The sequence below is a fragment of the Humidesulfovibrio sp. genome, assembly GCF_031082295.1.
Lineage (GTDB): Bacteria > Desulfobacterota > Desulfovibrionia > Desulfovibrionales > Desulfovibrionaceae > Humidesulfovibrio.
This window is the reverse complement of the sequence record NZ_JAVHLD010000001.1, coordinates 183,465-203,713: the sequence shown is the minus strand read 5'-3', so window position 1 is coordinate 203,713 and position 20,249 is coordinate 183,465. Positions and strand designations below refer to the sequence as shown.

General features: G+C 65.0%; 15 protein-coding genes. 8 read left to right on the top strand and 7 right to left on the bottom strand.

Annotated elements, in window-relative coordinates; genetic code table 11:
* Positions 1–39: 39 nt before the first annotated feature.
* Positions 40–3,276 carry a carbamoyl-phosphate synthase large subunit gene (gene carB / locus RDU24_RS00880; RefSeq protein ID WP_308733833.1) on the bottom strand — a complete coding sequence of 1,079 codons (3,237 nt, stop codon included), beginning with the start codon at positions 3,274–3,276 and terminating at the stop codon, positions 40–42.
* A 204-nt stretch (positions 3,277–3,480) separates the two neighbouring features.
* Here carB and RDU24_RS00875 point away from each other — a divergent pair, with 204 nt between their 5' ends.
* Positions 3,481–3,963, top strand: coding sequence for a hypothetical protein (locus tag RDU24_RS00875; protein ID WP_308733832.1), 483 nt, complete (start codon positions 3,481–3,483; stop codon positions 3,961–3,963).
* Between the two features lie 146 nt (positions 3,964–4,109).
* Here RDU24_RS00875 and RDU24_RS00870 read toward each other — a convergent pair whose 3' ends face one another.
* The 3 genes from RDU24_RS00870 to RDU24_RS00860 all read right to left on the bottom strand — a co-directional run bounded on the left by RDU24_RS00870 (position 4,110) and on the right by RDU24_RS00860 (position 7,452).
* Positions 4,110–5,930, bottom strand: coding sequence for a caspase family protein (locus RDU24_RS00870; protein WP_308733831.1), 1,821 nt, complete (start codon positions 5,928–5,930; stop codon positions 4,110–4,112).
* Positions 5,931–6,015: 85 nt separating this feature from the next.
* Positions 6,016–6,471, bottom strand: a complete 456-nt coding sequence (locus tag RDU24_RS00865) for a universal stress protein (protein ID WP_308733830.1) — start codon at positions 6,469–6,471, stop codon at positions 6,016–6,018.
* Positions 6,472–6,504: 33 nt separating this feature from the next.
* Complete coding sequence (locus RDU24_RS00860; RefSeq protein WP_308733829.1) at positions 6,505–7,452, bottom strand: serine/threonine protein kinase; 948 nt, start codon at positions 7,450–7,452, stop codon at positions 6,505–6,507.
* A 253-nt stretch (positions 7,453–7,705) separates the two neighbouring features.
* Between RDU24_RS00860 and RDU24_RS00855 the strand changes: the two genes are divergently transcribed.
* From RDU24_RS00855 to RDU24_RS00830, 6 genes are all read left to right on the top strand, one after another.
* On the top strand, positions 7,706–8,023 hold the full coding sequence (locus tag RDU24_RS00855; RefSeq protein ID WP_308733828.1) for a c-type cytochrome: 318 nt from the start codon (positions 7,706–7,708) through the stop codon (positions 8,021–8,023).
* Positions 8,024–8,098: 75 nt separating this feature from the next.
* Positions 8,099–10,306: a molybdopterin-containing oxidoreductase family protein gene (locus tag RDU24_RS00850; RefSeq protein WP_308733827.1), complete on the top strand. Its 2,208-nt coding sequence runs from the start codon at positions 8,099–8,101 to the stop codon at positions 10,304–10,306.
* Entirely contained in the window at positions 10,303–11,103 is an 801-nt protein-coding gene (locus tag RDU24_RS00845) for a 4Fe-4S dicluster domain-containing protein (RefSeq protein ID WP_308733826.1), read from the top strand. Before RDU24_RS00850 ends, RDU24_RS00845 begins: the two co-directional genes overlap by 4 nt.
* Positions 11,096–11,803 carry a formate dehydrogenase subunit gamma gene (locus RDU24_RS00840; RefSeq protein WP_308733825.1) on the top strand — a complete coding sequence of 236 codons (708 nt, stop codon included), beginning with the start codon at positions 11,096–11,098 and terminating at the stop codon, positions 11,801–11,803. The genes RDU24_RS00845 and RDU24_RS00840 overlap by 8 nt, the downstream gene beginning before the upstream one ends.
* A gap of 75 nt (positions 11,804–11,878) precedes the next feature.
* On the top strand, positions 11,879–12,988 hold the full coding sequence (locus tag RDU24_RS00835; protein WP_308733824.1) for a rhodanese-like domain-containing protein: 1,110 nt from the start codon (positions 11,879–11,881) through the stop codon (positions 12,986–12,988).
* Positions 12,989–13,296: 308 nt separating this feature from the next.
* On the top strand, positions 13,297–13,584 hold the full coding sequence (locus RDU24_RS00830; protein ID WP_308733823.1) for a metal-sensitive transcriptional regulator: 288 nt from the start codon (positions 13,297–13,299) through the stop codon (positions 13,582–13,584).
* On the opposite strand, the gene RDU24_RS00825 is transcribed toward RDU24_RS00830, so the two are convergent.
* The 3 genes from RDU24_RS00825 to RDU24_RS00815 are packed head-to-tail and all read right to left on the bottom strand — an operon-like array spanning position 13,581 to position 18,680.
* Positions 13,581–16,721, bottom strand: coding sequence for an efflux RND transporter permease subunit (locus tag RDU24_RS00825; protein ID WP_308733822.1), 3,141 nt, complete (start codon positions 16,719–16,721; stop codon positions 13,581–13,583). The genes RDU24_RS00830 and RDU24_RS00825 overlap by 4 nt on opposite strands.
* Complete coding sequence (locus tag RDU24_RS00820) at positions 16,718–17,971, bottom strand: efflux RND transporter periplasmic adaptor subunit (RefSeq protein WP_308733821.1); 1,254 nt, start codon at positions 17,969–17,971, stop codon at positions 16,718–16,720. Before RDU24_RS00820 ends, RDU24_RS00825 begins: the two co-directional genes overlap by 4 nt.
* Before the next feature lie 37 nt (positions 17,972–18,008).
* Positions 18,009–18,680 carry a CerR family C-terminal domain-containing protein gene (locus tag RDU24_RS00815; protein ID WP_308733820.1) on the bottom strand — a complete coding sequence of 224 codons (672 nt, stop codon included), beginning with the start codon at positions 18,678–18,680 and terminating at the stop codon, positions 18,009–18,011.
* Positions 18,681–18,780: 100 nt separating this feature from the next.
* Here RDU24_RS00815 and RDU24_RS00810 point away from each other — a divergent pair, with 100 nt between their 5' ends.
* Positions 18,781–20,223, top strand: a complete 1,443-nt coding sequence (locus tag RDU24_RS00810) for an MFS transporter (protein WP_308733819.1) — start codon at positions 18,781–18,783, stop codon at positions 20,221–20,223.
* Positions 20,224–20,249: the final 26 nt, after the last annotated feature.

The window sequence follows — 20,249 nt, the reverse complement described above, 5'->3', positions numbered from 1 at the left end:
AGCGCCCCCCGGCTCTTGCCGCAGCCCGCAAGCGGACTGCTATTGCCTGCCGTAGTAGTCCTGCAGGCAGGTGACTCCGAGCCCTGCCCCGCGTTCCTCAAGGATCGCCTGGGCCATGGCCGCAGCCCCGGCCACCGTGGTGGTGTAGGGCACGCCGTAGAGCAGGGCGGTCTGCCTGATCTCCTTGGAATCGTTAATGGTGCGCTTGCCGGAAGGCGTGTTCACCAGCAGGTCGATGGCCTTGTTCTTGATCAGGTCCACCACGTTGGGCCGGCCTTCCTGCACCTTGAACACGCGCGTCACCTCAACACCGAACTCCTTCAGGTGGCTGGCCGTTCCGCCAGTGGCCACGATCTTGAAGCCCAGGTCCGCAAAGGCCTTGGCCACAGGCGCGATGAGCGCCTTGTCGCGGTTGTTGACGGAGATAAACACGGTGCCTTCGCCTGGCAAGCGCTGGCCTGCCGCCAACTGGCCCTTCATGAAGGCCAGGCCGAAGCTGTGGTCGATGCCCATGACCTCGCCGGTGGAGCGCATCTCGGGTCCGAGCAGGATGTCCACGCCGGGGAAGCGGTTGAAGGGGAAGACGCTCTCCTTCACCGAGACGTAGCCTTTCTTGCGCATTTCCCAGGGCTTCAGGTCCTTGAGCTTCTCGCCCAGCATGATGCGGGTGGCCAGCTTGGCCAGGGGAACGCCCGTGGCCTTGGACACGAAGGGAACGGTGCGCGAGGCGCGCGGGTTGACTTCGAGGATGTATACCTCGCCGTCCTTGATGGCGAACTGGATGTTCATGAGGCCCACCACGCCGAGCTCCTTGGCGAGTTCCTTGGCTTGGCGCTCGATCTCGGCCACGATCTCCGGGGCGATGGTGTGCGGGGGCAGCACGCAGGCCGAGTCGCCGGAGTGGATGCCGGCCTCCTCGATGTGCTCCATGATGCCGCCGATGTAGGTCTCCTCGCCGTCGGAAAGGGCGTCGGCGTCCACCTCGATGGCGTTCTCCAGGAACTTGTCGATGAGGATGGGGTGCTCGGGCGAGATGATGGACGCCTTGCTGAAGTAGTTGTTGAATTCGTCGTCGTCGTAGACGATCTCCATGCCGCGCCCGCCCAGCACGTAGGAGGGCCGGAGCACCAGCGGGTAGCCCAGGCTGTCCTTGATCTCCGTGGCCTGGGTCAGGGTCATGGCCGTGCCGCCAGCGGGCTGCTTCAGGTGCAGCTTGCGGATGAGAGCGTTGAACAGCTCGCGGTCCTCGGCGCGGTCGATGCTCTCCGGCGGGGTGCCCAGCAGGTTCACTCCGGCCTTTTTCAGCGCAACGGCGAGGTTCAGCGGGGTCTGGCCGCCGAACTGCACGATGACGCCAAGCGGCTTCTCGAACTCCACGATGTTCAGCACGTCCTCGTAGGTCACGGGCTCGAAGTACAGGCGGTCGGAGGTGTCGTAGTCCGTGCTCACGGTCTCCGGGTTGGAGTTGACCATGATGGACTGCACGCCCATTTCCTTCAGCGCGAAGGAGGAGTGGCAGCAGCAGTAGTCGAACTCGATGCCCTGGCCGATGCGGTTCGGCCCGCCGCCCAGGATCACCACCTTCTTCACGTCCCTGCTCTCGATCTCGCGGCCGGTCTCGTAGGTGGAATAGTAGTACGGGGTGTAGGCCTCGAACTCCGCCGCGCAGGTGTCCACCAGGTAGTAGGTGGGCTCGATGCCGAGCGATTTGCGCAAGGAGCGCACGCCGTCCTCGCTCATGTTCCAGAGCACGGCCAGCTGGCGGTCGGAGTAGCCGTATTCCTTGGCGCGCTTGAGCAGGGGCTTCACGGCCTCGTTGTCGGCCGAAACCTGCTGCTTGAGGCCGAAGGACTGCAGCTCGTCCTCGAGGAGCAGGATGTCGCGGATCTGGCGCAGGAACCAGGGGTCGATGAAGGACGCCTCGTGGATCTCCTCCAGGGAGAAGCCGCAGCGCATGGCGTTTCTGAGCGCAAAGAGGCGGTTGGAGTTGGGCTTGCGCATGAGGCGCAGGAGCTCCTCGCGCTCGACGGTGCAGGTCTCGAACTTCTTGCCCAGGCCGGGCATGCCCACCTCAAGGGAGCGCAGGCCCTTCTGGAGCGCCTCCTTGAAGGTGCGTCCGATGGCCATGGTCTCGCCCACGCTCTTCATGGCTGTGGTCAGGTAGTCCTCGCTGCCGGGGAACTTCTCGAAGGTGAAGCGCGGAATCTTGATGACGCAGTAGTCGATGGACGGCTCAAAGCTGGCCATGGTCTCGCGCGTGATGTCGTTGGGGATCTCGTCGAGGGTGTAGCCCACGGCGAGCTTGGCGGCGATTTTGGCAATGGGAAAGCCCGTGGCTTTGGAGGCCAGGGCCGAGGAGCGCGACACGCGGGGGTTCATCTCGACGATGATCATGTCGCCGTCGGCGGGGTTGATGGCGAACTGGACGTTGCTGCCGCCGGTCTCGACGCCGATCTCGCGCATGATGGCCAGGGCCGCGTCGCGCATCTTCTGGTACTCGTCATCGGTCAGGGTCTGGGCCGGGGCAACGGTGATGGAGTCGCCGGTGTGCACGCCCATGGCATCCATGTTTTCGATGGAGCAGATGATGACGCAGTTGTCCTTCTTGTCGCGCATGACCTCAAGCTCGAATTCCTTCCAGCCGAGCACGCTCTGCTCGATCATGATCTCGCTCTTCATGCTGGCGGCCAGGCCCTGGGCGGAGATGGACTCCAGGTCTTCCATGTTGTAGGCCACGCCGCCGCCGGTGCCGCCCATGGTGAAGGCGGGACGGATGATGAGCGGGAAGGGCAGGGAGCGGCCGATTTCGCGGACCTCGTCCATGGTGCGGGCGATGCCGCTCTTGGGCACCTTGAGGCCGATCTTTTCCATGGCGGCGCGGAACAGTTCGCGGCTCTCGGCCTTCTCGATGACCGGCACCGAGGCGCCGATGAGCTCCACGCCGAACTTGTCCAGCACGCCCATCTTGGCCACGGCGATGGCGGTGTTCAGCGCGGTCTGGCCGCCCAGGGTGGGCAGCAGCGCGTCCGGGCGCTCCTTCTCGATGATCTTGGCCACGGTGCCAGGCTCAATGGGTTCGATGTAGGTGCGGTCGGCAAGTTCCGGGTCGGTCATGATGGTGGCCGGGTTCGAGTTCACCAGGATGACCTCGTAGCCTTCTTCCTTGAGGGCTTTGAGGGCCTGGGTGCCGGAATAGTCGAATTCGCAGGCCTGACCGATGACGATGGGGCCGGAGCCGATGAGCATGATCTTCTTGATGTCTGTGCGCTTGGGCATTGATTCCGCCGCTTGTGAGTTTGAGTGGTTGTATGCAGGGCGTTGAAACGGGTGTGATGTACGCCATTCGTCGCCAGCAGGCAAGGGGCAAGCCTCTGGTGCTCCCCGCAGGGGGAAAGCGATGAGGGGCCGGGTGTTGACAGGATTGCTTAGATATCCTAGGCCGTTTACATGGCATAATTTCCAATCAGAGCGGAGGGGAACATGTCGCGAGAACAATCAATCTCGTTTCTGTGCGCTGCTTGCCTGGCGTTTCTGCTGCTCGCGGCCTGCGCCGCCAGGAACCCGGCAGCCGGGACCGCGCCCTTGAAGGAAGTCCAGTTCATGGACACCACCGGCTTCGACTACAAGCTCTCGGCCTCCCTTGAGGCCAAGCAGCCGAGCGTGGATGTGCTCTTCCCGGCTGTGATCACGCTGAACAACATTCCCGAACGCATTGACAAGTGGCTGTCCAAGGTGGAGAAATTTGGCGGAAAAGTTGAGATTCAGGCCGAGCCGGAACCAGGCCGCGGACTGATCACGGAGATCTTCTCCATCTTCATCAAGGCCTTTGAGGCCGCCGAGGAGAAGCTCATCTACGCCCCGGCCCAGGACTACAACGTGCTCGTCAGCTACAAGGCCAAGACCGGCATCATCACCAAGATGACCTTCAACCGCAAGGCTGCTGACGCGGCACCGGCGAAATAGCGGCCCGGAGGCTAAAGCTTTCGCCCGACTCGTCCGAAGAGAAGGCAACTGGCGAGAGTGACCTCTCGAAAGAACATACCCTTGGCCCAAGGCCGCTGGCGGATGATAGGCTTCTGTTGGCGGCCTTGGGCTGTTCTGGGCCAGCTTCAGCGCCTGGGCTGGCTCTTGCGCACAAGCGTTGTGTACAGGTAGCTTGAGCGCGTGTCCCCGGCGTATTCCAGCTCGACGATGGTCAGCCTGTCCAGGCCCTTGGAGAGATCGCACACGAACTTGTAGGTGTGCATGGCGAAGAACAGCCTGCGGCGCACCTGAAAAGAGAGCCGCTGGCCTTCCACGCGCACGTTTTCAAGCGGGGAGTGGGTCTGGTAGTCGCGATCCACAAGCCCGGCCACGCTGCCGGAAAGCCCGGAAGCTCCCGAGCCGTCGCGGACGAAGGTGAACTCGCCCATGTCCGTGCCCGCCTGGTTGATCCAGGTGTATGACCCGGCCAGGCGCCCCGGCAGGTCGACCCGCAGCGCGAGAGCCTTGGCGAAGTCCCCGCGCTGGGGCTCGGGCGCAAGGTCGGCGTAGTCTTCCATGAGCTTCTGGGCGCGCTCCATCTCGTTTCTGCGTTCCGCGGCAACCGCCTGGCAGAGCAGCACCAGCGCCTTGTCCGCGCCTTCCTCCATGGCCCGGTTCAGTTGATATCCGCTGTCGGCGTTGCCTTCCAGCCCAAGCATGAGCCCCTTGGCCACGCGCGTCCCGGGGGTCAGCGTGCGGGACTCGCTCAGCCGCTGAACATGATACTTCGCATCTCCGGCGCGACCGGAGAAGACAAGGGCGATGGCTAGTCCTGCGCGGGCGTCGGCGTCGTCAGGGCGGGCCTGGACGGCCTGCTCGAAATAGGCGCGGGCGTCGGGCAGGCCCGCGCGGGCGAGCTGCGCGAATTGGGCCGCGTGGCTGGCCGCTGGCGCTTCGGAGGTCGGCGGCTGCTTTGGCCGCGGAGCCAGGGCCAGCAGCTTGGCCTGCTCGATGCTGTGGCGCTCCGCCTCCAGCCGTTCCCTTTCGGACTGAAGTGACTGCAGTTGGGCCAGCTCTTCCTTCTCGCGCTTGAGTCTCGCCGCTTCCTCGGCCAGGCGCTTGCGCTCGGCCTTGGGGTCGAGGGCGGGGCCTGGCGCCGGGGCGGCGGGTGCGATGGTTTCGGCCGACGCGGGCGGCAGGGGCTGGTTGGCCTCGGGCGCGCCGCTGAAGTAGAAGTATCCGGTGAGCGAGCTCGCCTCCCAGGGCACCTGTTTCTTGGCGGTGGCCGCCACGACGCCGATGCGCACGCGCATGAACACGTCGGTGATGGACAGGCCCGGGGTGCGCATGTTGCGCAGCAGATGTTCCGTGTACACGCCGTTCCTGCCGTTGCCGTCGCTGGCGACGGAACCCGGCGCGGTGGCGTAGGCGATGAGGGAGCCCGTGGGCGCGTCCATCTTGGCCAGGCCGCGTTCCGCGCTGCGGAAACTGCGGGCGAAGGGGTTGTTGCGGCAAGCGTCGAGGATGACCACGTTCAGGCCGTTGCCCGCGTCCTCCATCTTCCCCAGCACCAGCCCGGCGTTCAGGCAGCCGAACTTTACGTCGCTCTCGGTCTGGATCACCGCGTCCACGGGCACCAGATAGTTCTCCCCCGACACCTGGATGCCGTGCCCGGCGTAGTAGAACAGGCCCACCCCTCCTTGGCGCAGGCTCTGGCCGAACTCCCGCACAGCCGCCTCCATGCTCTGGTGCGAGGCGTCGGTCAAAAGCCGCACCTCAAACCCGAGCCCTTTCAGGGCAGCGGCCATGTCGCGGGCGTCGTTGACGGGGTTCTTCAGTGGTGCTGACTTGTAGGCGCTGTTGCCGATGACCAGCGCCGTGCGGCGCTCCGACGCCAGGGCGGGGGATGACAGCAGGACGGCGGCCAGAAGGGCGGCGAACAGCATGGACAGCGCGCGCGAAATCATGGACTGGCACCTCGCAGGGGGAAAGGTCCAGGGATGTTAGCCAAACCGCCCGGAATTGCAATGCGTAGTCCAGCGGGCCAGCTGCCTACTGCACGACCCAGACCGCGCAGTTCTTGGCATTGTGCACCAGCTTGCTGGAGACGCTGCCGAACAGGAACTCCTCGCCCTTGGTGAGCCCGCGGCGGCCTACCACCAGCGTGCCGAAGCCCTCTGCCTGCTGCACGTCCAGAATGGTTTGGGCGATGCTCGGCTCGGCGCTGCACAAGACGGTGCGCTCATGCACCGACGCTTCCGGGAGGCCTGCCGCCACAAGCTTCTGGCGCGCGGTCTTGAGGAAGTCGAACACGCGGTCGTGGTCGAGCTTGCACTGGTTCAGCCAGGCCGCCTCGTCGTCGAACTTGTCGCGGTTGGGCGCGCGCTCGATGTAGAGCAGGGTCACGCGCACGCCCTCGGCGTTGGCCAGGATGCTGGCGGCGTAATCCACGGCGCGCATGGCGTTGTCAGAGGCGTCCACGCTGATGAGGATGTTCTTGATGTCCATGAGGCCCTCCGTTTCGTTCACGAGGCCGCGCCCTCAGGCCCGGCGCAGGTTCTCTAGGCAGGGTTCGAGGTCGGCCAGCAGCTCCGGCACGGATTCGTAGAAGACTTCCGACTGCGCCGAGTAGTGCATGAGCACGTTGTTCAGGTCCGCGGGGATGTACGGGAACAGCTTGCGCAGGTTCACCACGCGATGCCGGAAGAACAGGGCGCAGTCGGCTTCAGTGATGCCCAGGGCCTCGGCGTCCACGTCCTGGATGGTGTGCACGCCCTTGCCGGTGATGAAGGACAGAATGTTCCCCAGGCCGAAGAGGTCCAGGCCGAAGGGGTTCTCCACCGAGTCGTAGCCGTAGTCGAAGTCGATCCAGCAGTATTCGCCAGTCTTGTGGTCCACGTAGAGGTGGTCGCGGCGGATGTCGCCGTGGGTTTCGCCGTGCTGGTGCAGGTGGTGGATGGCCCTGCACGCCCCGATGAAGCGTTGCAGGATGCCGGGAAAGGTCTCCTGGAAGTACTCGCGGTGGCTCTGGTGCAGGTCCTCGATGTTGAGGTCCAGCCTGCGCCCGGCCACGCGCTCGAGCACGCGCGCAAGGTTTCCGCGCTCGTCGCGAACGCCCAGGCCTTGCATGAAGCGCATGTCCCCGGCGACGAGCCGCAAAATACGCGCCTCCTTGGCTGCGCTGCGGTGGCAGGTGATCGTCAGCGACCCGATGTGTTGGTCGAAGCTCTCCTGAAACTCCAGCTTCAGGATTCGGTACTGTCCGGATTCCATTTCCACGCAGCGCTTGACCCAGAACTTCGGGTCCTCCATGCCGAAGCGGCGCTCGCGCTCGTCGCCAAGAACGAGGTAGTACCTCCCGCCCAGCTTGATGACATCCCCGTAGCCGATGTTCATGAACTCCGTGGTGTCCGTGAACACGGTTCCGTAGGTGCGCACGCTCACAGGCGGCTTGAAGCGTTCAACAAGTTCTCGCACAGATTCGGGCATGCTGTCCCTCCTGGTTGAGTATTTTAATGTATATTTATTTTTGTGCGTGACGTCAAGGGGTTAGGGTGCTGGTTCCGACGTTGCGAGAAATCATGAGATTGTGGCCATACTTTTGATCTATTTTGTGCTAAAGTTCATTGCAGAGGCTTGACACTGGTACCCCGTATGGGTATATATGAATTGCAGAGTGAAGAGCGGCGTGGAGTCCGGGTGGGCTGCACGCGCTGTATGAAAGCAAACAAAGGAGAATACCATGAAGCGCAGCAGCATTGGCGTGATCGCCGCCCTGATCCTGGCCCTGGCCGCAGCCAGCCTGGCTTATGCCGAGGGCAACGCCCGCAAGGGAAAGTTCCTGTACAGGCAGAAGTGCCGCACCTGCCACGGAACCACCGCCTCCGACCTTTCCCCCAGCTCCAAGACACAGGCCGACTGGAAGAAGACCTTCGCCAAGTGGGAGGGAGTCAAGTGCGTCAAGGAGTGGAAGGCTGTTTCCGAAGCCGACCGCGCAGACATTTTTGCCTACCTGCACGACTACGCCAAGGATTCTCCTACGCCGGCCAAGTGCAACTAGCCGCAGCACAGGACCGCGCGGCGGGCCGGGAGATATCCTCTCTGGCCCGCCGCCAGACCCAATAAGGGGCTCACCATGAGCGATAGCGACACCAGTCAGATTTCCCGGCGCGACTTCATGCGCCTGGCCGGAGCGGCTGCAACGACGGTGGCGGCCTCGGCCATGACCGCCGTCGCCGCGCCCGAGGCCAAGGCCGCGCCTGCCGCCACGGCGCCCAACTGGGAATCGAAGTTCAGCGTCTGCGACATGTGCTTCAACCGCTGCGGGCTCATCGCCCGGGTGGAGAAGGGCGTCATCACCAAGCTCGACCCGAACCCCAAGTTCACCAAGTCGCGCGGGATGCTTTGCGCGCGTGGAAACGCGGGCGTGGCGCAGGTCTACGATCCTGACCGCCTGAAGACCCCCATGCTGCGCGTGGGCAAGCGCGGCGAGGGCAAGTGGAAGTCCATCTCCTGGGACGAGGCGCTGGAGCTTGCCGCCTCCAAGATGAAGGACATCGCCGCCAAGCATACCCGCTGCGGCATGCTTTTCAGCGCCGGGGCGGACATGCAGAGCGGTTTTGTCAACCGCTTCGCCGAGGTCTTCGGCTCCTTCAACGTCACCAGCCACGAGTCGCTTTGCCTGCTCTCCGGCAACCGGGCCTTTGTGGACACCTTTGGCGACGTGCCCCTGCCGGACGTGAGGAACAGCAAGTACGTCATCCTGGCCGGGGCCAACCGTTTGGAGGCGCTCGTCACGCCCGACAGCATGGACCTCGTCACCATCATGAAGGAAGGCGCCAAGGTCGTGGTGCTGGACCCGCGCTACACCAAGAGCGCGGCCCTGGCCTCGGAATGGCACGCCATCCGTCCCGGCACGGACATGGCCTTCATGCTGGCGCTGGCCCATGTCATCATCACCGAGAAGCTCTACGACGCCAAATACATCGACGAGCGCGTCAGCGGCCTGGACAAGCTTGCCGCCCACGTGGCGGAGCTGACCCCGGCGTGGGCCGAGGAACAGACCGGCATCCCTGCCGCGGACATCGCCCGCATCGCCCGCGAGCTGGCCGCCGCGGCGCCGGCCTCCATGGTCTACCCGGGGCGCCGCACGTCCGACTACGAGAACTCCACCCAGATCCGGCGCAGCTTCGCCATCGTCAACGCGCTGCTCGGCAACTACGACCGTCCGGGCGGACTGGTCCCGGCACGGCCCGCGGGGCTCAAGAAGGTCCCGGCCGAGCCGCCCTGGTACGACGACAACCCCCCAGGCCGCGTGGACGCGGGCAGCGTGCCGCTTCTCTTTGACGAAGAGGGATCGTTTGTGCTCACCCGCGACGCGGTCATCAAGGGCGCGCCGTACCCCATCAAGGGCTGGTTCGTTTACAAGACCAACCCCATGGCCACCGCGCCCGAGCGGCAGAAGACCCGCGAAATGATCGACAAGCTCGATTTCATGATGGTGGTGGACATCACCATGAGCGACACGGCCTGGATGGCCGACCTGGTGCTGCCCGCGCCGAGCGCCATGGAGCGCACCGACCCGGTGCAGGCGCTGCAGTCCGGCGCGGAGGGCGCGTGCCTGGTCTGGCGCGACGCGGTCATCCCCCCGCTGTACGAGAGCCGTCCGGTGTTCGACATCCTGAAGGCTCTGGCGGGCAAGCTCGGCCTGGGCGAGTTCTTCGACTTCGACATCCCGGCCTATCGGCTGAAGCAGCTGGCCGCCTTCCCGGAGGCCGCGGAGATCCTCAAGCGCGATGGCGTGTTCTATCCGCCCAATCCGCCCCTGGGCGGCACCGACGGCCAGCCCTTCAAGACCCCGAGCCAGAAGATCGAGCTGTACTGCTCGCGTTACGAGGGCATGGGCCTGGACCCGCTGCCGGTCTACGCCCCGCCCAAGGCCTCGCCCGACGCGGCCCGCAAGTTCAGGCTGGTGGCTGGCCGCAGCGCCTGCGTCACACAGGGCAGCAGCACCAACAACCCGCTCTTGAGCGAGTTCGAGCCGGAGAACACCCTCTGGCTGAACGACGAGGCCGCCAAGGAGCTCGGCGTCAAGCAGGGCGACGTGGTCCTGGTGGAGAGCCCGGTGGGCAAGGGCGAACTGAAGGCCCTGGTCACGCCGAAGATCCGCAAGGACACGGTCTACATGCTCAGCGGCTTCGGCAGCATCTCGGGTGGCCTGTCGCACACCAAGGGAGTGGGGGCGAGCATCGTGGAGCTCATGGAGACCCGCTTCGACTCCATCTGCGGCAACTCGGCCATCCATGAGACCTTCCTCAGCGTGAAGAAGAAGGGGGCGGCATGAACCAGAAGCTCGCCATGGTCATAGATTCCAGCAAGTGCATCGACTGCAAGGGCTGCATGGCCGCCTGCAAGCAGGCCAACGGCGTCTCGCGCGGGGCCTGGCGCAACTGGATCAAGGAGGCCGTGCCTCCGTTTGTAAACGGCCCTGGTGGATCCAAGAAGTTGGGGCACGGTCACTTCCAGCCCGGCGCATGCATGCACTGCGACGAACCTTCCTGTGTGCAGGCCTGCCCCACCGGCGCCACCTACAAGAACGCGCTCGACGGCACCGTGGTCATCGACCCCAAGCTGTGCATCGGCTGCGGCAACTGCATCAAGGCCTGCCCGTACGGCGCGCGTTTCCGCGATCCGCAAAAGCGCATCGCCGACAAGTGCGACTACTGCCCTGAGCGGCGTGCCGCAGGGCTGGCCCCGGCCTGCGTCGACACCTGCCCCACCAAGGCTCGCGTGTTCGGCGACATCAACGACCCGAACAGCGAGGCCGCCAAGCTGCTGGCCGCGAACCAGGGCAAGGTGGTGCGCGTCGTCGCCAAGAACCGGGATACCAAGCCCAACATGTACTACATCGCCTCCACCGCGCCCGATGGCTGGGCCGTGCAGCCCGTGGATCCGCTGTCCTTCGACTTCCTGGCCGGGGTTGTGGCCCCGGTGGTGAAGTGGGCGGTGGGCCTGTCCTCCCTCGGCGTGCTGGCCATGCTCGGGCGGCAGCTGTTCGCGGGGGCCGGTCCGCATGATCATGGCGGCAAGCCGGCGGACGAGAGGCCGACAGGCGACAAGAAGGAGGACGGTCATGCGTAACCTCAAGCGCCACGACGCTTCCGACATCTTCATCCACTGGTTCAACGCGGCCAGCTGGCTGGTGCTGCTCATCACCGGCCTCGGGCTCATCAAGAACGAGCGCCTGAACCCGCTGGGGGCATGGCTGCCCGACGCCCTGCGCGCCCTTTTCGGCGGCGGCAGCGCTGGCGGAGCGGTGCTGCTGGTCATCCACGAGGTGGCCGGCGTTCTCTGGGTGCTGGGCATCCTCGCCTATCTTGCCGTGAACGCCCGCGGCGCACGGTTCTTCCTGAAGGAGATCTTCAGCGTGCGCCCCGGCGACATGAGCTGGATAATCCGCAAGATGGGCCGCATGACGGTGGGCATCGGCGGTGAACTGCCGCCCCAGGGCTACTACAACATGGGCCAGAAGGCCTTTGCCCAGGCCTCGGTTGCGGGCGGTGTGGCCATCGTGCTTTCGGGCGCGGTGCTGCTCCTGTCCGACAAGCTGCTCCCGGCCTCGGCCACGGTTCTCATCGGCTGGGCCGTGACCGTGCACTATTTGGCCGTGGGCCTGGTCTTCGCTGGCCTGCTCGTGCACATCTACATGGCGGCCATCTCGCCGGAGGAAAAGCCCGGCTTCCGAAGCATGTTCACCGGCGTGGTGCCCGAGGACTACGCCCGCCATCACCACGGCCTGTGGGTGGAGACCCTGGACAAGGGCGACACGGGCACGAAGTAGACCGGTCAAGAACGGGCCAGAGGGAAGCCCTCTGGTCTGAAAAAGGCATAAACCCTCGACACACAGGAGAAAACCATGCGTCACAGCAAGCTTCTCAACCACCGGATCGGCCAGGTGTTTCTGGCGCTGATCCTGGCTCTGGCCTTCACGGTCCAGGCCCAGGCCGCCAACCCCGACTGGTTCTACAAGAACCTCGTCGGCATCGACTACGTGAAGCCCCTGGTGAAGGTGCCGCACCCCGAGGGCGTCATGCTCATCGATGCCCGCCCGTTCAAGGGCAAGTACATCCAGGGATACATCCCCACCGCCGTCAGCATCCCCGACAGCGAGTTCGACAAGCACCTCGACCTGCTGCCCAAGGACAAGAATACCACCCTGGTCTATTACTGCGAAGGACCGGAGTGCAAGCTCTCGCACTCTTCCGCCAAGAAGGCCGAGAAGCTCGGCTACAAGAGCGTCAAGGTGTTCCCCGGCGGCTACCCGGAATGGGTGAAGGCTGGCAACGTCCCGGCCATTGGCCTGGAAGTCGTGAAGGAAAAGATCAGCAAGGGTGAGAACTTCCAGTTGGTCGACTCCCGCCCGCTGGTGAAGTTCCTTGAGGGCAGCATCCCCTCCGCCGTCTCCATTCCCGACTCCGCCTTCGACAAGAAGACCGGCCTCCTGCCTGCCGACAAGGCCACCGAGCTGGTGTTCTTCTGCGGCGGCTACGCCTGTCCCCTGAGCCACTCCAGCGCCAAGAAGGCCCAGGCCCTGGGCTACACCAACGTGAAGGTCTTCGAGGCCGGCGAGCCCGCCTGGACCAAGGCGTATGGCGCGGCTGGCGGCGGCCTCAAGGTACAGACCGGCGGCGTGGAAGGCGCCTTCAACACCGAGCAGTTCAAGAAGATCGTCGCCGAGAAGCCGGAGAGCATCACCATCATCGACGTGCGCGACGCTGACGAGTTCGCCGCAGGCCACATCAAGGGCTCGGTCAACATGACCGTCAACGAGCTGGAGAAGAAGCTGCCCGGCATGAAGTTCGACAAGCCCACCGTGTTCGTGTGCGCCACCGGTGCCCGCAGCGGTGAGGCCTACTATATGACCCGCGAAATGCGCAAGGATGTCAAGGAAGTGTACTACCTGGAAGCCACCACCAAGTGCACGAAGGATGGCAACTGCGAAATCATCGACAACAAGAAGAAGTAGAGCCGCACGGGCCGGGGGCGGGCAGTTCCGCTCCCGGCTCTTCTCCAACATTGGATATTTCAGATTGCATTGGTAGGAAATGTTCTGTATCTGCCATCCGTCGGTTCGGAGTGCGGGCTAAGAATAAAGCTGAGAGGCTCCCCTTGCCAACTGCCGCATTCGATGCCACAGTTATAGAAGAAGATGTGAGCCAAGGTCGGCGTACCCCATGCAGGCAGGGGGAATGCGCTGGTCCGTTGGATGAGTTTCATTCGACGTGCTGCCGCACCTCACATGCGAGGGAGCCCGGAGCCCACAAGGAGGCGGATATGGCTAAGGAAGTCAAGGATCAGGAAGCGCTCAAGAAGGATGTCATGGCGCGCATGAAGCGCATCGAGGGACAGGTGCGCGGCATCCAGCGCATGATAGACGAAGGCAAGGAGTGCGAGGACATACTGGTCCAGGTGCGGGCGGTGCGCTCGGCCCTGCGTTCGGCCACGGCCCAGATCATGCGCCGCTATGTCATGCGCTGCCAGGAGCAGTCCGTGGCCACGGGAGATCCCGTGGGCCACTACGAAAAGCTGGTCAAGCTCATCTCGGATTTCATCGACGGCTAGCCGCCGCCCGGAACCGTCCCCCCCCCGTCACTGCCCTGGTCCCCCGCCGGGGCGGTTTTGTTTTGTCTGAACACCCCGGAAAGCTTCTTTTGCGCCTTGTCCAGGTACACGTAGTACACTGGAGTGAAGTAGAGCGTCAGCAGCTGCGAGACCATGAGCCCGCCCACCACGGCCAGGCCCAGCGGCCTGCGAGCCTCGGCCCCCGCGCCAAAGCCCATGGCGATGGGCAACGTTCCCATGAGGGCCGCCATGGTCGTCATCATGATGGGCCGGAAGCGCACCAGCGCGCCCTCGTAGATGGCCGTGGCGCCGTCCTTGCCTTGCGTGCGCTGGGCCTCCAGGGCGAAGTCGATCATCATGATGGCGTTCTTCTTGACGATGCCGATGAGCATGATGATGCCCACGAACCCGTACAGGTTCAGGTCAAGCCCGAAGAGCATGAGCGTGAGCAGCGCGCCCGCGCCCGCGCTCGGCAGGCCGGAGAGGATGGTCAGCGGATGGATGAAGCTCTCGTACAGGATGCCCAGCACGATGTAGATGACCACTATGGAGACGATGAGGAGCATCCACAGCCCCTTGAAGGATGACTGAAAGGCCTGGGCCGTGCCCTGGAAGGTCGTGCTGAACCCGGCCGGGAGCAGGTCGCGCGCGGCGTTCTGCACCTTGTCCACGGCCTGGCTTAGCGAGACGCCGGGCCGCAGGTTGAAGGAGAGGGTTACCGAGGGCAGCTGGCCCGAGTGGTTCACGGCCATGGGGCCGACTCCCAACTCCTGGCGCACCAGGGTGGAGAAAGGCACCAGCTTGCCCGATGAGGCGCGCACGTAGAGCATGTTCACGGCCAGGGGATCGCGCTGGAACTTGGGGTCCAGCTCCAGCAGCACCTTGTAGGAGTTGTTTGGCGCGAAGATGGTCGACACCTCGCGGGGACCGTAGGCGATGCCCAGGGCGTCCTCGATCTGCATGGCCGTCAGGCCCATGGAGGCGGCCTTGTCGCGGTCGATGGTCAGGTTCAGCTGCGGATTCTTCAGCTGCAGGTCGCTGTTCACGTCCTGGAGTTCCGGCAGTTCGCGCAGGTGTGCCTCCAGCGCCTGGGAGTACTGGAACAGCTCCGCCGTGTTCGGGCTTTGCAGGGTGAACTGGTACTCGGCCTTGGTGTAGCGCGCGCCCAGGTTGATGGGCGGCGGGTTCTGCAGGAAGCTCCGGATGCCCACCACGCTTGCGAGCTTCTTGCGCAGGGACTGCATGGTTTCGTCGGCGGTCATCTTGCGCTCGTGGCGGGGCTTCAGGCGGATGAGCAACCGGCCGGAGTTGCCAGCCGGGTTCGGCCCGCCCGCGCCGACGAGCGACATGAAGCTCTCCACGTTGGGGTCCTTGGCGATGATGTCGGCCACGCGGTTCTGGTGCTCCAACATGTACTCAAGGGAGATGCCCTGCTCGGCCTCGGTGACGCCGGTGAGTTGGCCGATGTCCTCGCTGGGGATGAAACCCTTGGGAATGTAAACGAATAGCGCGCCGGTGAAGACCAGCAGCACGAGCGAAAAGCCGAGTGTGATCCTTCGGTGGACCATGGTCCACTTGAGGGTGGTGTCGTACCCCCTGAGCAGGGCCTGAAACGCCCGTTCGGTGGCGGCGTAGAGCCTGCCGTGCTCGGCATGGGCGCCCTTTTTCAGCATCAGGCTGGCGAGCATGGGCGTGAGCGACAGGGACACGAAGCCGGAGATGAGGATGGCCGCGACGATGGTCACGGCGAATTCGTTGAACAGCCGTCCCACCACCCCGCCCATGAACAGCACCGGCAGGAACACCGCCGCCAGCGAGATGGTCATGGACACGATGGTGAAGCCGATCTCCTTCGAGCCCTTGAGGGCGGCTTCGCGCGGGAGCAGGCCGCCCTCGGTGTGGCGCACGATGTTTTCCAGCACCACGATGGCGTCGTCCACCACGAAACCCACGGCCAGCGTCAGCGCCATGAGCGAGATGTTGTCCAGGTTGAACCCGAACTGGAGCATGCAGGCGAAGGTGCCGATGACGCTCATGGGCAGCGCCAGGCTCGGGATGATGGTGGCCGAGACGTTCCTGAGGAACAGGAAGATGACCAGCACCACCAGGAAAACGGTGAGCACAAGGGTGAACTTCACGTCGTCCACGCTCTCGCGGATGGACTCGGAGCGGTCGATGAGCGTTTCCACCTTGACCGAGGCGGGCAGCTGGCCCACGTAGTCCGGCAGCACCTTCTTGATGGCGTCGACGACGCCCACGGTGTTGGTGCCGGGCTGGCGCTGCACGGCCAGGATCAGGGCGGGCACGTTGTTGAAGCGGTTGGCGCGCTTGTTGTTCTCGGCGGAGTCGATGGCGTTGCCGATGTCGGAGAGGCGCACGGGCGCGCCGCCCCGGTACGCGACCACCAGCGGGCGGTAGGCCGCGGCGTCGTTCAGCTGGCCGCTGGCCTGCACGGTGTACTCGCGCATGGGGCCGGTGAGCGTGCCCGTGGCGATGTTGGAGTTGCCCTTGCGCACGGCATCGGCCACCTCGTCCACGCCGATCTCCCGGCTGGCCAGCTGGTTGGGGTCGAGCTGCACGCGCACGGCGTACTTCTGCTGTCCGTAGACCATGACCTGGGCCACGCCGCTGATCATGGAGATGCGCTGGGCCAGCAGCGTCTCGGCGTACTCGTTGACCTGATAGAGCGGCATGGTGGGCGAGGACACGGCCAGGTACAGGATGGGCTGGTCCGCGGGATTGACCTTGCGCAGCACCGGGGGCGAGGGCAGGTCCGAGGGAAGGTTGCGCTGGGCCGAGGCGATGGCCGCCTGCACGTCCTGGGCTGCGGCGTCGATGTTGCGCTCCAGGTTGAACTGCAGCGTGATGCGGGTGCTGCCGAGCGTGCTCGTGGAGGTCATGGAGTCGATGCCGGAGATGTTGGAGAATTCCTTCTCAAGCGGCGTGGCGATGGAGGCCGCCATGGTCTCCGGGCTGGCTCCGGGCATGCTGGCAGAGACCTGCAGGGTGGGGAAGTCCACGTTTGGCAGGTCGCTCACGGGCAGCTTGAAGTAGGCCATGACGCCGAAAATGAGGATGGCGGCCATGACCAGGGTGGTCATGACCGGACGCTCGATGAATATGCGCGCGGGGTTCACGGCTTTGTACCGGCCAGCGGAGGGGCGACGCCCTGGGTGATGCTGGCCTGGGTGGCGTTGGCCTGGGTGGCGTTGGCCTGGGTGGCGCTGGCCGGTGCCGCCGGCGCCGCGGCCTTTATCTCCACCATCGCGCCCGGCACAAGCATGACCTGCCCGTCCACCACGACCTTCTCGCCGGGAGCCACGCCCTGGTCCACCACAACGGCCTGCTCAGGGGCCGGGCTCACGCTGACGTTGCGCAGCTCCACGGTCTGCTCGGCCTTTACCACGAAGACGAAGGAGCCGGACACGCCGGTCTGCACGGCCTGGGCTGGAATGACCACGGCGTTCTTGCGTTCCGCCAGCCGCAGGAAGGCGCGCACGAACTGTCCCGGCCAGAGGGTCTTGGCCTTGTTGCGGAACTCGGCCTTGAGGCGGATGGTTCCCGTGGCCTTGTCCACGGCGTTGTCGATGCTGTCGAGCTTGCCGGTGTCGAGCACGACGCCCTCGGCGGTCTGGGCCTCTACGCGCAGCTCCCCCAGGGCAGCCTGCTTCTGTATCTCCGGCAGATAGCGTTCCGGCACGGCGAAGGAAACGTAGATGGGCTCCACCTGGTTGATGACCACGAGCACGCGGTCGTCGTTGGCCTTGACCACGTTGCCTTCCTGCACGAGCACATGCCCGGCGCGCCCGTCGATGGGCGAGGCGATGCTGGCGTAGCCAAGCTGGAGCCTGGCCTGCTGCACCTGGGCCTGGTCCAGCGCCAGGGAGGCGCGCAGGCCGATGGTGTTGGCCTGGATCTGCTCCAGCTGTTCGCGGCTCACGGCCCCCTGCTCGTACAGGGCCTGGAAGCGCTTGAGGTCGTCCTCGGCCTTCTTGGACTGGGCCTGGTCTTTTTGCAGGCGGGCCAGTGCCTCTTGCAGCGAGGCCTGGTAGGTGCGTTGGTCGATGACGAAGAGCGGGGTGCCCTTGCGCACGTCCTGGCCGTCGCGCACCAGCTGCTTGGCGATGACGCCGCTGACCTGCGGCTTGATGACCACGCTGGCGTAAGCCTCCACGTTGCCCACTGCCACCACGAGCACCGGCACGTCCATGGCTTTGGCCTCGGCCACGGCGACGGGGATGGGGCGCTTGCCCTTGGCCGCCTTGTCCTCGCCCTTGCCGCAGGCGCAGAGCAGGCCGGCCGCCAGCAGCCAGGCGCAGAGGAACACGACTCCCGGCATGAGGCTTGGCTTGTGGACGAGACGGGCGCGGGGGTCGCTCTGGGTCATCCGGTGAGGTCCTTTGAGAAACGTATGGGATTGCGCCCTAGGGGGGGCAGCCAATCTTGTCTGCCATTTCGGCGGAATCGGCGAAGTTCTTCAGGGCGCAAAGCGAAAAGCGCGTGATATGTCCGGCCAATGCCCGAATGCCCGCCTCGTCGAAGCGCATCTCCGGAGCCAGGCGGTCGATGATGGCCTTGGAGCGGAACACGTACTGGCATTGGCCCGCGATGCTCATGGCACACAGGCGGGTTTGCGGGGCATCGGGTTCTGCGCCGTTGCCGAGGAGCTGGGCCACGATGCCGCGCAGCTGCTCGGACAGCGGCAGGATGTGGCGCTGCACCAGCGAATCGAGGGCCGGAGTGGGGTCGCGCATTTCGCGGTCCATGAGCTTGCCGCACCAGGCGCTCTTGCCTTCGCCCAGCATGCGCAGGAGAAAGGAGTGGATGAAGGCGTAAAGCCTTGCTTCGGCCGGGGCGTCCGCAGGCAGGCCCATGTCCGGCGGATAGCGCCGCAGGCCGGTTTCAAAGGCCTCGGAAAGCAGGGCCGAGTAGAGCCCCTCCTTGCCGCCGAAATGGTAGTGCACGGCGGCCACGTTGGCTCCGGCCATGCGGCAGATGGTGCGCACCGTGGCGGCCTTGTATCCCTGCCTGGAGAATACCTCTCCGGCGGCGTCCAAGAGCCTCCGCTTTGTGTCCTCACCGGAATCCAGGGCCATGCGACTCTCCTTGCTGCGATTTGAAACGCTAGATTAAAACGCTTGATTGAGGGTGTCAAATGGAATACTGACACCACACCGCGCAAATGCGGGGAGGAATATGCAGCAGCAGGAAATGAAGCAGCCGTCCGGCGACTGGCGAGCATTCAGCGTGGCCGCCTCCGGCACCTTCATGGCCACGCTGGACTCGGGCATTGTGAACACGGCCTTGCCCACCGTGGCGCAGAACTTCGCGGCCAGTTTGCCGGAAGTCCAGTGGTGCGTCACGGGCTACTTTCTGGTCATCTCATGCCTGCTGCCGCTGTTCGGGCGCATGGGCGACATGTATGGCCGCCGCCGCATGTACTCCCTCGGCTTCATCGCCTTCACCGCGGCGTCCATGATTTGCGGCGCGGCCCCGAACCTCATGGCCCTCGTCGGCGCGCGCCTGCTTCAGGGCGTGGGCGCGGCCATGCTCATGGCCAATGGGCCGGCCATCATCATGGCGGCCTTCCCCGGCGCGACACGCGGCCGTGCGCTCGGCATCATCGGCATGACCGTGGCCCTGGGCTCGCTAACCGGCCCCGGCCTGGGCGGCCTCATGATCCAGGCTTTCGGCTGGCGCAGCGTATTTTACGTGAATTTGCCCATCGGCATGGCCGGGCTGTGGCTCACGCGGCGTTTTCTGCCCCCGCTCGAGCGCCTGCGCGACGAAACGCTGGATCTCGCTGGCGCGGCGCTTTTCGCCGCGGCCATGATCGGGCTGCTGCTGGTCATGACCCACGGCCGCGACTGGGGCTGGACCTCGCCCGAGGTTTTCGCCAGCGCGCTGGTCGCCCTGGTGGCCTTTCCCTGCTTCGTGCTGTGGGAAAAGCGCACCAACCACCCCATGATCGACCTCTCGCTTTTCCGCATCTGGCCGTTTTTGTCAGGCAACATCGTGGCCTTCCTGGCCTTCATGTCCATGTTTTCCAACGCCATCCTGCTGCCGTTCTACCTGCAGGGGCAGCTGAACCTCACCCCGTTCATGACCGGCATCGTGCTCTCCACCTTGCCGCTGGTCATGGCCGTGGTTTCCCCGCTCAGCGGCTACCTGTCCGAGCGCGTCAACTTCGCCACCCTGACCACCGTCGGGCTTTCCATCCTGTGCGTGGGCCTGCTCGGGCAGTCGCTGTTCGTGCCGAGCACCCCCCTGTGGCGCGTGTTTCTGGGGCAGGTCGTCATCGGCCTTGGGGTGGGCATCTACATGTCGCCCAACAACAACTCCGTGCTGACCAGCGCGCCCCAGGACAAGATCGGCCTGGTGGGGGGCTTTCTGGCCCTTGTGCGCAACGTGGGCATGGTCTCGGGCATCGCAGCGGCCATCACCGTGTTCAGCGTGGCCCAGGGCCGGGCGCAGGTTGCGGGCCTGGACACGGTCGAGGCCTTCAGCACGGGCTTTCGCGCGGCGCTTACGGCGGGCGCGGCCTTCTCCTTCCTGGCCGGGGTCTTGTCGTTCCTGCGTCGTCCCCTGTTCCGCGTGCGGCCGGAGCCTCGGCATCACGTGGTGCAAAAGGACGATTGAACCGCCGGGGACTCCCGCCACTTCCA